The sequence below is a fragment of the Streptomyces sp. NPDC047081 genome, assembly GCF_040643775.1.
GTDB lineage: Bacteria > Actinomycetota > Actinomycetes > Streptomycetales > Streptomycetaceae > Streptomyces.
Genome location: NZ_JBEYUY010000001.1, coordinates 608,581 through 621,823, shown reverse-complemented (window position 1 = coordinate 621,823; position 13,243 = coordinate 608,581). Strand labels below are relative to the sequence as shown.

14 protein-coding genes are annotated in these 13,243 nt (G+C 71.2%); 6 read left to right on the top strand and 8 right to left on the bottom strand.

The annotated features are described in order from the left end of the window. Nucleotides 1-38 precede the first annotated feature (38 nt). The gene (locus ABZ848_RS02825; protein WP_360824122.1) at nucleotides 39-536 is read left to right on the top strand and encodes a YbaK/EbsC family protein; all 498 of its coding nucleotides are present in this window, start codon (nucleotides 39-41) and stop codon (nucleotides 534-536) included. After that, on the top strand, nucleotides 533-1,378 hold the full coding sequence (locus ABZ848_RS02820; protein WP_360824119.1) for an EamA family transporter: 846 nt from the start codon (nucleotides 533-535) through the stop codon (nucleotides 1,376-1,378). Before ABZ848_RS02825 ends, ABZ848_RS02820 begins: the two co-directional genes overlap by 4 nt. 31 nt (nucleotides 1,379-1,409) lie before the next feature. Here the strand turns inward: ABZ848_RS02820 and ABZ848_RS02815 are convergent, their stop codons facing one another. Continuing rightward, nucleotides 1,410-1,685 (bottom strand): hypothetical protein, encoded by a 276-nt coding sequence (locus ABZ848_RS02815; RefSeq protein WP_360824116.1) that lies wholly within the window; start codon nucleotides 1,683-1,685, stop codon nucleotides 1,410-1,412. Between the two features lie 200 nt (nucleotides 1,686-1,885). Between ABZ848_RS02815 and ABZ848_RS02810 the strand changes: the two genes are divergently transcribed. Genes ABZ848_RS02810 through ABZ848_RS02800 form a run of 3 tightly spaced genes read left to right on the top strand, consistent with a single transcriptional unit; the run spans nucleotide 1,886 to nucleotide 7,000 of the window. Further along, on the top strand, nucleotides 1,886-2,881 hold the full coding sequence (locus ABZ848_RS02810; RefSeq protein ID WP_360824345.1) for an ABC transporter ATP-binding protein: 996 nt from the start codon (nucleotides 1,886-1,888) through the stop codon (nucleotides 2,879-2,881). After that, a complete protein-coding gene (locus ABZ848_RS02805) occupies nucleotides 2,878-4,236 on the top strand; it encodes an ABC transporter permease (protein ID WP_360824113.1) in 1,359 nt (452 codons plus the stop codon). Before ABZ848_RS02810 ends, ABZ848_RS02805 begins: the two co-directional genes overlap by 4 nt. 4 nt (nucleotides 4,237-4,240) lie before the next feature. Continuing rightward, on the top strand, nucleotides 4,241-7,000 hold the full coding sequence (locus tag ABZ848_RS02800; protein WP_360824110.1) for an alkaline phosphatase family protein: 2,760 nt from the start codon (nucleotides 4,241-4,243) through the stop codon (nucleotides 6,998-7,000). A gap of 36 nt (nucleotides 7,001-7,036) precedes the next feature. Here ABZ848_RS02800 and ABZ848_RS02795 read toward each other — a convergent pair whose 3' ends face one another. After that, nucleotides 7,037-7,780 (bottom strand): class I SAM-dependent methyltransferase, encoded by a 744-nt coding sequence (locus ABZ848_RS02795; protein ID WP_360824107.1) that lies wholly within the window; start codon nucleotides 7,778-7,780, stop codon nucleotides 7,037-7,039. A 97-nt stretch (nucleotides 7,781-7,877) separates the two neighbouring features. On the opposite strand from ABZ848_RS02795, the gene ABZ848_RS02790 reads away from it, so the two are divergent. Beyond that, complete coding sequence (locus ABZ848_RS02790) at nucleotides 7,878-8,153, top strand: DUF1876 domain-containing protein (RefSeq protein ID WP_360824104.1); 276 nt, start codon at nucleotides 7,878-7,880, stop codon at nucleotides 8,151-8,153. A gap of 1 nt (nucleotide 8,154) precedes the next feature. On the opposite strand, the gene ABZ848_RS02785 is transcribed toward ABZ848_RS02790, so the two are convergent. From ABZ848_RS02785 to ABZ848_RS02760, 6 genes are all read right to left on the bottom strand, one after another. Further along, nucleotides 8,155-9,318: a serine hydrolase domain-containing protein gene (locus ABZ848_RS02785; RefSeq protein ID WP_360824101.1), complete on the bottom strand. Its 1,164-nt coding sequence runs from the start codon at nucleotides 9,316-9,318 to the stop codon at nucleotides 8,155-8,157. Between the two features lie 74 nt (nucleotides 9,319-9,392). Further along, the gene (locus ABZ848_RS02780; protein WP_360824098.1) at nucleotides 9,393-9,854 is read right to left on the bottom strand and encodes an organic hydroperoxide resistance protein; all 462 of its coding nucleotides are present in this window, start codon (nucleotides 9,852-9,854) and stop codon (nucleotides 9,393-9,395) included. Between the two features lie 145 nt (nucleotides 9,855-9,999). Next, a complete protein-coding gene (locus ABZ848_RS02775) occupies nucleotides 10,000-10,470 on the bottom strand; it encodes a MarR family transcriptional regulator (RefSeq protein ID WP_360824095.1) in 471 nt (156 codons plus the stop codon). 10 nt (nucleotides 10,471-10,480) lie between these two features. Then, on the bottom strand, nucleotides 10,481-11,275 hold the full coding sequence (locus tag ABZ848_RS02770; protein WP_360824092.1) for an ABC transporter ATP-binding protein: 795 nt from the start codon (nucleotides 11,273-11,275) through the stop codon (nucleotides 10,481-10,483). Then, nucleotides 11,263-12,024 carry a cobalt ECF transporter T component CbiQ gene (gene cbiQ, locus ABZ848_RS02765; protein ID WP_360824089.1) on the bottom strand — a complete coding sequence of 254 codons (762 nt, stop codon included), beginning with the start codon at nucleotides 12,022-12,024 and terminating at the stop codon, nucleotides 11,263-11,265. The genes ABZ848_RS02770 and cbiQ overlap by 13 nt, the downstream gene beginning before the upstream one ends. A 1-nt stretch (nucleotide 12,025) precedes the next feature. After that, nucleotides 12,026-13,084, bottom strand: coding sequence for an energy-coupling factor ABC transporter permease (locus ABZ848_RS02760; RefSeq protein ID WP_360824086.1), 1,059 nt, complete (start codon nucleotides 13,082-13,084; stop codon nucleotides 12,026-12,028). Between the last annotated feature and the right edge of the window lie 159 nt (nucleotides 13,085-13,243).

Here is a 13,243-nt window from a genome sequence, read left to right as displayed (position 1 = left end):
GTCGCCTGCTCCGTACACGTACCGCTAGCGTGCCGTTCATGACGCCTTCGGAATCTGGAGCCCATCCTCTCTTCGCCGCCGCACTGGAGGAGCTGGGCCTCGGCGGCCTGCACGCTCAGGTCCGGCGCTTCCCGGACGCGACGCGCACCGCGGCCGAGGCCGCCGCCGCGATCGGGTGCGAACTGAGCGAGATCTGCAAGTCGCTGATCTTCGCCGCCGACGGGGTCCCGGTGCTGGTGCTGATGGACGGGGCGTCCCGGGTGGACGTGGAGCTGGTGCGCGAGGCACTCGGCGCCGAGAAGGTCACGCGGGCCAAGGCGGACGTCGTACGCGAGACGACCGGGTACGCCATCGGGGGCGTGCCGCCCTTCGGGCACCGGACGAGGACGCGGGTGCTCGCCGACCGGTCGCTGCTGGAGCACGAGGTGGTGTGGGCCGCGGCCGGCAACCCGCACGCCGTGTTCCCGATGGAGCCCAAGGAACTCGTCGCGCACGCCGGCGCCACCCTCGTGGACGTGCGCGAGCGCACCCCGTGACCCCTCTGGCCGCCTCGGCCGTCCTGCTCGCCGCCGTCACCCACGCCGGCTGGAACGCGATCGCCCACCAGATCACCGACAAGCTGGTCGGGTTCACGCTGATCGCGGGCGGCGGGATGGTCATCGGGCTGGCGATGATGCCGTTCGTCGCTGTGCCCGCGGCCGCCGCATGGCCGTACCTCCTCGTCTCCGCACTCATCCACATCGCCTATTTCGCGCTGCTGATGCGGTCGTTCCGGCTCGGTGACTTCGGGCAGGCGTACCCGATCGCGCGCGGCACCGCGCCGCTCGTCGTCACCCTCCTCGCCGCCGTCTTCGCGCACGAGGTGCCCGACGGGTGGGCGGCGGCCGGGATCGCCCTGTCCTGCGCGGGCCTGACCGGCGTCGCCCTGTGGGGCCTGCGCGGCAGCCGCCCCAACTGGCCGGCGATCGGCGCGGCCCTCGCGACCGGCCTGACCATCGCCGCGTACACGGTCGTCGACGGTCTCGGGGTGCGGGCCTCCGGGTCCTCCCTCGGGTACATCGCCTGGCTGATGGCGGTGGAGGGCATCGCGATCCCGTCGTACGCGCTGTGGCACTGGCGCGGTGAAACCCTGGCCCTGCTACGGCCGTTCGCCTCCGTGGGCCTGCTCGGTGCCGCGCTCTCCTTCCTGGCGTACGCGCTGGTCCTGTGGGCCCAGACGAAGGCGGAACTCGCGCCGATCGCGGCCCTGCGCGAGTCGTCGATCATCGTGGGCGCGGCCATCGGGGCGGTGTTCTTCAAGGAGCGGTTCGGCGCGCCGAGGATCGCGGCGGCGGCGCTGCTGGTGTGCGGGATCGGGCTGATGCTGCGGGCGGGGTAGGCGGTACGGGGCATGACGGCGAGCGGGTCGCTCAGCCGCGCCGGCCGGGGAGCAGCCTTGCCACCACGGCCAGTACCAGAGCCGCCGCGATGAGGTAGAGGCCGAGGTGGTCTTCCGGTACGGCCGGTGACCACACCCGCCAGGCCGACGGGGTGTAGGCATCGGCTGCCAGGAAGTCCCCGTAGGAGGTGGAGTGGAGTGTGGGAGTGCCGGCCCGGCTGCGCGCCCACAGGAGGACGCCTATGGCGGCACAGGTCGCGGACATCGCGTAGAGCACTGCCGCGCGGCGTGGGACCGGTCTGCTCACGGGTTCTCCCTCGGTTCGGTCGACGTGACGAGCTGATTCTCCCCGCCCACCCATCCGTGGCTTGAAGTTGGCTGTCCCTTGGCCGACTTGCCGTTGCCTTGACGAACCGTTCGGCGGGCGTTCAGTCAAACGCCTGTGTGAGGGTTGTGCGTCGTCCATAAGGTCCCTTGGGGTTGCGGAAGAAGGGACTCATGGGACTCATGGACACACTCCACGCAGTCCGGGCCCGAGGGATCACCAAGTGCTTCGGCGAGGTCGTCGCACTCGACGGCGTCGACTTGGACGTGGCACGGGGTCAGATCCACGGCCTGGTGGGACCGAACGGCGCGGGCAAGACGACTTTGCTCGGGCTGCTGCTGGGCCTCGCGGTTCCGGACGGGGGCCGGCTGGAGATTCTCGGTACGCCCGTCGAGCGGGCCCTCGCCGTTCCCGACGGCGTCGCCGGCTTCGTGGACGCGCCCGGTCTCTACCCCCAGCTCACCGCCCGCCAGAACCTCGCCGCGCTCGCCGAACTCCGCGGCCTCGACGCCGGGTCGGCCGGCGTCGACGACGCGCTCGCCCAGGTCGGGCTCACCGACGTCGCCGACGACAAGACCCGCGGCTTCTCCCTCGGCATGCGGCAACGGCTCGGCCTCGCCGCCGCCCTGCTCACCAAGCCGCGGCTGCTCGTCCTCGACGAGCCCTCCAACGGCCTCGACCCGGCCGGCAAGAGACACGTCCACCGGGTCCTGACCCGGCTCGCGGCGGACGGCACGGCCGTCGTCCTTTCCAGCCACCGCATGGACGACCTGGAGGCGCTCTGCGCCGAGGTCACCATTCTGGCCACCGGCCGGGTCGTCTTCTCCGGCCCTCCCAACAAACTCGCCGCCGAGAACCGCGAACTCGACTACCGGCTGCGCACGTCGGACACGGCCGCCGCGCGCCGCCTGGCCGACGGGACGACCGGGATACGGCTGGTCGACGACTCCGGCGCGGCGGGGCAGGACGACCAGTTGATCGTCGTACGAGGACTGGTACCGGCTCTCGACGAGCTGGTCGCGACCCTCGTGCGCGCGGGGGTCGCGGTGCGTGAACTGGCGCCGGTGGTCTCGCCGTTGGAGGCGGCCTTCCTGGCCCTGACCGAACAGCAGGACGCCGAGAGCACCGAGCCGCAGGAAACCGGCCGCACTGAGCAGCAGCAGGAGGCCGGTCGATGACCGCGACCGTCGTCGAAGACAGCGTTGCCATCACCCCCCGCGTCTCCGTCTCCCGCGGCTACCGCTTCGAGCTCGTCAAGCTCGTCTCCCAGTGGCGGGTCCGGCTCCTCGTGCTGGCCTGCTGGATCGCGCCCGCCCTCTTCGTCGCGGGCGTCAGCCAGCAGAGCACCCTCCCCTCCGACACCCTCTTCGGCCGCTGGATGCACGCCACCGGCTGGGCCGGGCCCCTCGTGATGCTCGGATTCGCCGGCACCTGGGCGCTCCCGCTGCTGACCTCCGTCGTCGCCGGTGACGTGTTCGCCTGCGAGGACCGGCTCGGCACCTGGCGCCACCTCCTGGTCGCCGTCCGCTCGCCCCGCCGTATCTTCGCCGCGAAGTCCCTCGCGGGACTCACCGTGATCCTGCTGCTGGTCGCCGGGCTCGCCGTGTCCAGCACGGTCGGCGGGCTCCTGGCGGTCGGCAACCAGCCGCTCGTCGGCCTCGACGGGCATCTCCTCGCGCCCGGCGACACCGCCGTACGCGTCCTGCTCGCGTGGTTCGCCGCACTCGCCCCCACCCTCGCGCTCGCCGCGATCGGCCTGCTCGGCTCGGTCGCGCTGGGCCGCTCCCCGATGGGCCTGCTGCTGCCCGCGCTGGTCGCGCTCGCGATGCAGGTCGCGCAGATGCTGCCGCTGCCCGTCGCCGTACGGCTGGCGCTGCCCGGGTACGCCTTCATCTCCTGGAACGGCCTGTTCACCAGCCCCATGCAGCTCGGCCCGCTGCTGATCGGCGTCGCGGTGAGCCTGGTGTGGGCCGTGCTCGCGACCGCGCTGGCGTATCTGCTGTTCCTGCGGCGGGACTTCACCAACCCGGCGTACGACGGGGCCGGGCGCCGCGCGCTCACCGTCGGCCTGCTGCCGCTGGCCGCCCTGACCGCCGTAACCGTCGCAGCGGTCGCCGTGGCGACCCCCTCGCTCGGTTCCGGGATCAAGCAGGACAAGGTCCAGCGGTCCCTCGCCACCGCCTTCGGCCACCTCTACCGGCTGCAGACCGAGCAGCTGCACCGGCCCGCCGTCACCGAGGCCCAGCTGCGCGCCTCGGCCGCGTGCACCAAGAGCGACGGCCAGGACGCCCAGGAGGGCGCGGGCAACGACTGGCGGTGTGTCGTGACCTGGCACCTGCCGGGCGTCGCCGTCGCGGGGACGGCGATCTACCAGCTCGACATCGGATCCGACGGGCGGTTCGTCGCCGACGGCGACGGGCCGAAGGAAGTCAACGGCTACTTCCTGGTGCGCACTTCGACAGGGGACGCGCCCAACCCGCTGTGGCAGTTCGACGGCAACGTCGAGCTGCTCGACACCACCTCGAAGGGATAGTTCCATGCAGGTAACACGGCAGCGCCGGGTTAGCGAGAAGGAGCAGTTCACCCTCTTCGGCAGACGCGTCGGCCGCCGGGCCCTGCTGGTGACGGCGGGCATCACCGTCGCCCTCGGCGTCACGGGCACCGCGGTCGCCTCGACATGGCAGTTCGGCACCCAGCAGGTCGCCCAGGAGACCGCCAACGGGCAGGTCATCTCCAGCGACCAGTACATCAAGCCGTACGGCACCCGCACGGTCGTCAACGACGGCAAGATCATGTCGTCCACGGTCAGCCCCGACGGCAGCCACCTCGCGGCCTCGGTCGCCGACGGCGACGCCTCCCTGGTCATCATGGACCTGGCCACCGGCCAGGTGAAGCAGAAGATCGGCACGAACGCGGCCGACGACCTGCGCATCAAGAGCGGCGCGGTCGGCCAGGAGGGCCCGACCTACTCGCCCGACGGCACCCAGCTGTGGCTCGGCCAGGCCGACGGCTACACCAGGTTCACCGTCGCCGCCGACGGCACCCTCTCCAACCCGGTGGCCGTCACCATCCCGGTCGACGGCACCAAGCACGCCCTGGTCGGCGCGGCCGTCTTCTCGGCCGACGGCTCCACCGTCTACTCCGCGGTCAACGGCCAGAACAAGGTCGTCGCCATCGACGCCGCCACCGGAACCATCAAGCAGACCTGGGCAGTCGGCAACGCGCCGCGCGGTCTGGCGCTGGTCGGCGGCAAGCTCTACGTCAGCAACGAGGGCGGACGCCCGGCCAAGGCCGGCGACACCACCATCAACTCGTACGGCACCGACGTCGTCGCCGACCCCGACACCGGCGCCGCCACCACCGGTACCGTCAGCGTCATCGACACGGCGAACCCGTCGGCCGCCGTCAACAGCATCGACGTCGGTCTGCACCCGACCGCCGTGTACGCGAGCAAGGGCGCGGTGTTCGTCACCAACACCGCCGACAACAGCGTCTCGGTCATCAACTCGGCCAAGGACAAGGTCGTCCAGACCATCGCCACCCAGCCCTGGCCCGAGGCCTCGGTCGGCTACGAGCCCAACGCCGTGACGCTCACCGACGACGGCCGCCTGCTCGTCACTCTCGGCCGCGCCAACGCCGTCGCCGTCTACCGCTACACCTCCCCGCAGCAGCCCGCCCGCTACGTCGGCCTGCTCCCCACGGACTACTTCCCCTCGGGCATCGCCACCGTCGGCAAGAACATCGTCGTCTCCAACACCCGTGGCATCGACGCCCGCCGCCCCACCACCGCGGCCGGCCACAACACCCACGACACGACGTCGAGCCTGACGCAGTTCACGCTGCCCGACGACCGCACCATCCGGTCGCAGACGGCCAAGGTCTTCAAGATGAACGGCTGGACGTCCGGCTCGGTCCTCACGGCGGCGAAGAGCAAGAGCCACCCGAAGGCACTGCCGGTCCCGGTCCGCCTCGGCGACCCGTCGACGATCAAGCACGTCTTCCTGCTCGTCAAGGAGAACCGCACCTACGACCAGGTCTTCGGCGACCTGCCGCAGGGCAACGGCGACCCCTCGGTCACCACCTTCGGCGAGAACGTCACGCCCAACCAGCACGCCCTGGCCGAGCAGTTCGGGCTCTACGACAACTTCTACGACGTCGGCACGAACTCCGCCGAGGGCCACAACTGGCTGATGCAGTCGGACAACCCGGAGTACACCGAGTCCTCCGCCGGCGAGTACACGCGCAGTTACGACACCGAGAACGACGCCCTCGGCCACCAGAAGACCGGCTTCATCTGGACCGGCGCGCAGGCGGCCGGCCAGTCGGTCAAGGACTTCGGCGAGTTCCAGTCCCTGGAGACCAAGCCGGCCGGGGCGACCTGGCAGAACCTGTACTGCGACACCAAGAACATGGAGTCGACGGGCGCGCAGACGCAGTACCCCATCCAGACGGGTTCGGCGATCCCCTCGCTCAACAAGGTGTCGGTGCAGGGCTTCCCGCTCTTCGACCTGGACGTCCCGGACATCTACAAAGAGCAGATCTGGAAGCAGGACTTCGAGAAGAACGGCCCGGCGAACCTGAACATGTTCTGGTTCTCCAACGACCACACCGGCGGCCCGGCCAACGCCTCCGCCGAGGTCGCCGACAACGACCTCGCCGTCGGCCGCATGGTCGACGAGATCTCGCACAGCAAGTACTGGAAGGACTCGGCGATCTTCGTCGTCGAGGACGACTCCCAGAACGGCCTCGACCACGTCGACGGCCACCGGGCGCCGGTCCAGGTCATCAGCCCGTACGCCAAGCACGGCACGGTCGACAGCCACTACTACTCGCAGATCACGATGATCCGCACGATCGAGCAGATCCTCGGCATCCACCCGATGAACCAGCTCGACAGCGCCGCCACGCCGATGTACGGCGCCTTCACCCCGAAGGCGGACACCACGCCGTTCACGGCGGTCCCGAACCGGACCTCCCTGACCCTCGGCGTGAGCCCGCAGCCGACCTGCGGCTCGGACAACCCGGCGCCCCAGGACACCAAGGCGGCCGCCGCGCCGACGACCACCGCGGTCCCGGAGGCCCAGCAGGCCCTCGCGGCCGAGTGGCAGGCGTGGGCCAAGCACCAGCGCCTGACCGGCCCGAACGCCGTGCCCGACTACGCCAACCCGACCCAGATGAACCGCTACACCTGGTACCAGACCCACAACTGGACCAAGCCGTACCCCGGCGACAAGAAGGTCTACGCCCCGAACGACGTACCGGGCGCGTACCTCCCGTCCTCGGAGAACGACGGCTGACCGATCCCGCTGCCGCCAAGGGGCCCTGGACCGGAGTCAGTTCCGGCCCGGGGCCCCTGGTGCATGTATGTCATGGGCCGGCTTTCTGGCCCGGAACGCGAACTGGCCGCAGTACGTGAGCTTGCGCAGGTTCGCCAGCGCCGCCTGCCGGCCGGACTTCTTCGCCCAGCGGTCGATCTCGGTGTTGAGCGGCGACTCCTTGTGCCAGAACTGCCCGAACTCGGCCCGCCGCCCGGTGTAGCTCCGCATGATCAGCGCGACCCCGTCCAGCGAGGGCCGCACCTCCTCCATCGCGAGTCCGCCCTGCTCGACGAGGGTCCGGAAGCCGTAGGGGGTGTAGTTCCACAGACTGAAGGAGTGATACGGCTCGAACTGCGACGTACTCCCGATGAACAGCCCGCCCGGCCGCAGCACCCGCCCCACCTCGGCGAGCAGCTCCCGCGGATGCGATACGTGCTCGAAGACCTGGTGCGAGTAGACCAGCGGCACCGAGCCGGACCGGAAGGGCAGCCGGACACCGTCGTAATGCACGACCGACCCCTGTCCGTCCTTCCGCTGCCCGGCCTCCGGCGAGTCACGGATGTCGACGCCGACCCACCGCACCTCGGGATCGTGCTTCCGGAACAGCTTCGCCGAGGTGCCCCGCCCGCACCCCAGATCCACCACCAGCTCCGGCGGCCCGGGCGAACTCATGGCCTCGTCGAGGTAGTAGCGCGAGGTCACCTGGCGGGCGTGGTCGTCGGGAATGCAGTCACGCATGAGCTCCCACAGGGTCGCCATGCCCCCGATGCTACGGACGCGACGGGGATCCGCCAGTGGATGCGCCCGAGGGGTCGGGAGGAGCACTCTGGAAGGAGGTGTTCCGGAGGTGATCGTCATGACGCACAGCACAGTCGGATGGCATGTCGAGCTGGAGTTCCAGGAGGACGAGGAACACACCGAAGCGGTCGCGCTGGTACGGCTGCCGGACGGGACCGAGATACGGACCCGCGGCCACGCCAGCCGCCACCACACCGACTCCAATCAGCCGCGGGTGGGGGAGGAGATCGCCGGCGCCCGCGCCCTCAACGAGATCGCGATGCAGCTGCTGACCAAGGCCCACGGCGAGATCGACTCGGCGTCCGGGCGGACGTCGCATCCCATCAACGTATGACCTACGGCAGTACGACGTCTCGTACCGCCCTGACCAGCGCCTGCGCCCGTGGGTCCGCCGTCACGCTCTTCCTGAAACCGTTGGTCACGTAGCCGAAGGCGATGCCCGACTCGGGGTCGGCGAAGCCGAGGGCGCCGCCGCGGCCGGGGTGGCCGAAGGAGGTCGGGGCGAGGAGCGGCGAGGCCGCGCCGTGCAGCATGTAGCCGAGGCCGAACCGGGTGTGCACGACGAGGATCCGGTCCGGCCCGGCGCTGCGCTCGGCGCGCGCCAGCTCCACCGTCTCCGGCGTGAACAGCCGTGTCCCGCCGTCCACTTCGCCGATCAGCGAGGCGTAGAAACGCGCGAGCCCGTCCGCCGTGGCGATGCCGTTGGAGGCGGGGAGGGCGGCGGCGCGGTAGCCGGGGTCGTTCTCGTCGGGGAGGGGGCTGATGGCGGCGAAGGCGCGGCGGGTGAGGGACCGGGGGTCGGCATAGGCCTCGGAGACGGCTCGCTTGGGCCGCGTCCGGAGCCCGTGCGGGTCGGCCGGCGGATCGACCTGCGCCACCCGGCCCACGCGCGCCTGCTCGCCCTCCGGCAGCCCGAGCCACAGCTCGGCCCCCACCGGCCCGGCGATCTCGTCCGCGATCCACTCGCCGATCCCGCGCCCGGTGACCCGCCGCACCAGCTCACCGGTCAGCCAGCTGTACGTCTGCGCGTGATACCCGTGCTCCGCCCCCGGCTCCCACACCGGCGCCTGCGCGGCCACGGCCTCCGCGCCGAGCGCGGGATCCGCGGCCTCGGCGGGCGTCAACGGCCGGTCCAGCACCGGCACCCCGGCCCGGTGCGCGAGCACCTGCCACACCCGCGTCCGCTCTTTCCCGGCCGCCTTGAACTGCGGCCAGTACTCCCCGACCGGCGCGTCCAGGTCCAGCTCCCCACGCTGCGCCAGCAGCAGGAGTACGGCGGCGGCGACGCCCTTGGTCGCCGAGCGCACGATCTGCGCGGTGCCGTGCTCCCACGGCTCCGTCCCGTCGACGTCCTTGGTCCCGCCCCACAGGTCGACGACCTTGTGCCCGTCCCGGTAGACGGCGACCGCGGCGCCCCGGTCCCCGAGCACCTGGAAGTTCCGCGCGAACGCCTCCCGGACCGGCTCGAAGCCCCCGGCGACTGTGCCGTTCACGTCCACGCCCGCACTTCCTTCCGGCCAACCTGCGACTGTGGGGGCAACACCCCCTGACAGCCTGCGATTCCCCGGTGTCGCTACCCCAACAGGATCGTTACGTCGATGTTGCCGCGGGTCGCATTGGAGTACGGGCAGACCTCGTGGGCCGCGTCCACCAGCTTGGCCGCGATGTCCTGGTCGAGGACCGGCAGCGAGACGCTGAGGGCGACCGCGAGGCCGTAACCCTTCTGTGTGTTCGGGCCGATGCCGACCTTCGCGGCGACCGTGGAGCCGGTCAGGTCGAAGCCGGAGCGGCGGCCGACCAGCACCAGCGCGTTGTGGAAGCAGGAGCTGTAACCGGCCGCGAAGAGCTGTTCCGGGTTGGTGCCGTTGCCGTCCCCGCCCAGCTCCGGCGGCATCGCGACCTTCAGCTCGATCTGCCCGTCCTGACTGGTGACGTAGCCGTCCCGGCCGCCGTGTGCGGTTGCCTCGGCGACGTACATGATCTTCGTCGGGCGGGTGTCGACAGGGTGGGTGTCGACACCGAGGTCGTCACTCATGGCGCTCATGGTTGGCCCCCCAAAACGAGTGCGCGCAAGTACATCGTGCACAAGGTACCGGCCGGTAGGGAGGGGGTCGGCTACCAGGGGGTAATAACCTCGGGTAACCCGAGGTGGGGCGACGGGCGGTGTCCTCGTGCTCGTCTCACGCCCGGCGCTCGGACGCCTCGTGCGCCCTCTCCGCGAGCCTCCACAACTCCTCGCGCAACTTCGCCACCTCCGGGGCGCCCAGGCCCGTCGCCGAGAGGAGTGCGCCGGGGACGCGCGCCGCGCGCTCCCTCAGTTCCTCCCCGCGCCCCGTGCACGCGACGAGCACCGAGCGCTCGTCGTGCGCCGCGCGCTCCCGGCGTACAACCCCCGCGCTCTCCAGCCGCTTGAGCAACGGCGACACCGTGCCGTAGTCCAGCCGCAGCGCCGCCGCCAGCTCCTTGACCGTGGTCTCGCCGCGCTCCCACAGGACGAGCAGGACGAGGTACTGCGGGTAGGTGAGCCCGAGTTCGTCCAGGACCGGACGGTACGCGGCCGTCACCGCGCGCTGGGCGGCGTACAGCGCGAAGCAGAGTTGGTCGTCGAGCAGCAGCGAGCCCTCGGGCGCCGTACGGTCCTCGTTCGTCACGCGCCCATTGTCACGGACGGTCCCGCCCGGCCGACGCGGAACCGGCCGACGCGGAACGCGGGTCGAAGCCGAAGGGCAGCTCCAGGCGGTGGGTGCGCATCAGGGCGTCGTCGGAGAGCAGCTCCGCCGTCTTGCCGTCCGCCGCGATGACGCCCTCGCTGAGGATCAGGGAGCGGGGGCAGAGTTCGAGGGCGTACGGGAGGTCGTGGGTGACCATGAGGACCGTGACGTCCAGGGAGCGCAGGATGTCGGCCAGTTCGCGGCGGGAGGCCGGGTCCAGGTTGGAGGAGGGCTCGTCCAGGACGAGGATCTCCGGCTCCATCGCGAGGACGGTCGCGACGGCGACCCGGCGGCGCTGGCCGAAGGAGAGGTGGTGCGGCGGGCGGTCCGCGAAGTCCCGCATGCCGACCCGCTCCAGCGCGGTACGCACGCGTGCCTCCAGCTCGGCGCCCCTGATCCCGGCCGCCGCCGGCCCGAACGCCACGTCCTCGCGGACCGTCGGCATGAAGAGCTGGTCGTCCGGGTCCTGGAAGACGATGCCGACCCTGCGCCGGATCTCCGCCATGTGCTTCTTGCCGACGGGCAGCCCGGCGACCGCCACCGAGCCCGCGCCGCCGGTCAGGATGCCGTTGAGGTGGAGCACGAGGGTGGTCTTGCCGGCGCCGTTCGGGCCGAGCAGCGCGACCCGCTCGCCGCGCGCGACGGAGAAGTCCACGCCGAACAGCGCCTGGTGGCCGTCGGGGTAGGCGAAGGCGAGGCCGGAGACCTCCAGGGAGGCGGGGGAAGCGGTACTCACAGGGTCCATCCCAGCAGGCAGACGACGAGGGCGGCAGCGGGGAGCGCGAGGGCGTACGACCACTGCGCCCGGGACGCGGTCACCTCGTCGATGGCCGGCATCGAACCGGCGTAGCCACGGCTGACCATGGCCAGGTGCACGCGCTCCCCGCGCTCGTAGGAGCGGATGAAGAGGGCGCCCGCGCTCTTGGCGAGCACCCCCCAGTGCTTCACGCCCCGCGCCTCGAAACCGCGCGACTCCCGCGCGATCCGCATGCGCCGCATCTCGTCCGTGATGACGTCGCCGTAACGGATCATGAAGGACGCGATCTGCACGAGCAGCGGCGGGAGCTTCAACCGCTGGAGGCCGAGGAGCAGTTCGCGCAGCTCGGTGGTGGAGGCGAGGAGGACGGACGCGGCGACGCCGAGGGTGCCCTTGGCGAGGACGTTCCAGGCGCCCCACAGGCCGTTCACGCTCAGGGACAGCCCGAGGACGTCCACCTTGTCGCCCTCCGCGACGAACGGCATCAGCACCGCGAACGCCACGAACGGCACCTCGATCAGCAGCCGCTTCAGCAGGAAGCCGGCCGGCACGCGCGCGTGGTGCGCGACGACGCCCAGGAGGACGGCGTACAGGCCGAACGCCCACATCGCCTCCCGCGGCGTCGACACCACGACCACCACGAAGGCGAAGGCGGCGGCCAGCTTGGTGTGCGGCGGCAGGGCGTGCACGGGGGAGTGCCCGTGCCGGTAGAGCCTGTGCGCGTGCCCGGCGCCCATGTCAGACGGCGCTCGTGCTGCTCGGCGAGACGTCCGGCGTACGCCTGCGGCGCACGGTCCAGAAGACCGCGCTCCCCGCGACCACGGTCACACCGACGCCGATCACGCCCGCCAGCCCCCCGGACAGGCGGGCGTTCTCGACGTCCTCGACCCCGTAGTCGGCGAGCGGGGAGTCCGCCGACGCGTGCTTCTCGGCCTTGCTGTCGATGCCCTTGTCGTGGGCGACCTTCTCCAGGCCGTCGGGGTTCGAGGAGGCGTAGAAGCTGACGAAGCCCGCGAGGACGAGGGAGGTGACGAGGCCCGTGATCCACAGCGCGCGGCGGGAGGTGCGCGCCGCGACGGGCGCCGTGCGCGCCCCATGGGGGGCGGGCGCGTCCACGAGCACGCCGTTCACACGCAACTTGAGCCGCTGCTCCAGCCCGCGCGCCCCGTGCACGAGATCCGGGCGCACGGCGATCACCGCACCCACCGTCAGCGCCGTGATCGCCGCCTCCCCGATCCCGATCAGGACGTGCACGCCGATCATCGCGGTCGCGACCTTGCCGATGGAGACGTCGGTGGTCCCGCCGACGGCGTAGATCAGCGTGAAGGCGACCGCGGCGGCCGGCACCGACAGGAGCGCGGCGACGAAGGAGGCGACGGTGACCGAGCGCCGTCCGCGCGGCAGCAGCTTCACCAGGACGCGGAAGACGGCGTACGAGACGACGGTGGTGACGATCGCCATGTCCGTGATGTTCACGCCGAGCGCGGTCAGCCCGCCGTCCGCGAAGAGGATGCCCTGCATGAGCAGCACGACGGAGACGCAGAGGACCCCGGTGTAGGGCCCGACCAGGATCGCCGCCAGCGCGCCGCCCAGCAGGTGCCCGCTTGTTCCGGCGGCGACGGGGAAGTTGAGCATCTGTACGGCAAAGATGAACGCCGCCACCAGACCCGCGAGTGGCGCGGTGCGTTCGTCCAGTTCACGGCGTGCGCCGCGCAGGCTCACGGCGATGGCACCCGCGGCGACGACACCGGTCACGGCGGAGGTGGGCGCGTTGATGAATCCGTCAGGCACATGCACCGTTCGATGATAGTGGCTTATTGCGAGTGATTTGCAAGAGCCAGTCGGTCGTCACCGGGCATGTGAGATGTCCGTCGTCGGGAAGCGGTGACCGGAAAATATGCGACATTGGAGAGGAAGCGGATGCACAGCTTTCGCCTAGGTCACTCAGCGTCAAGG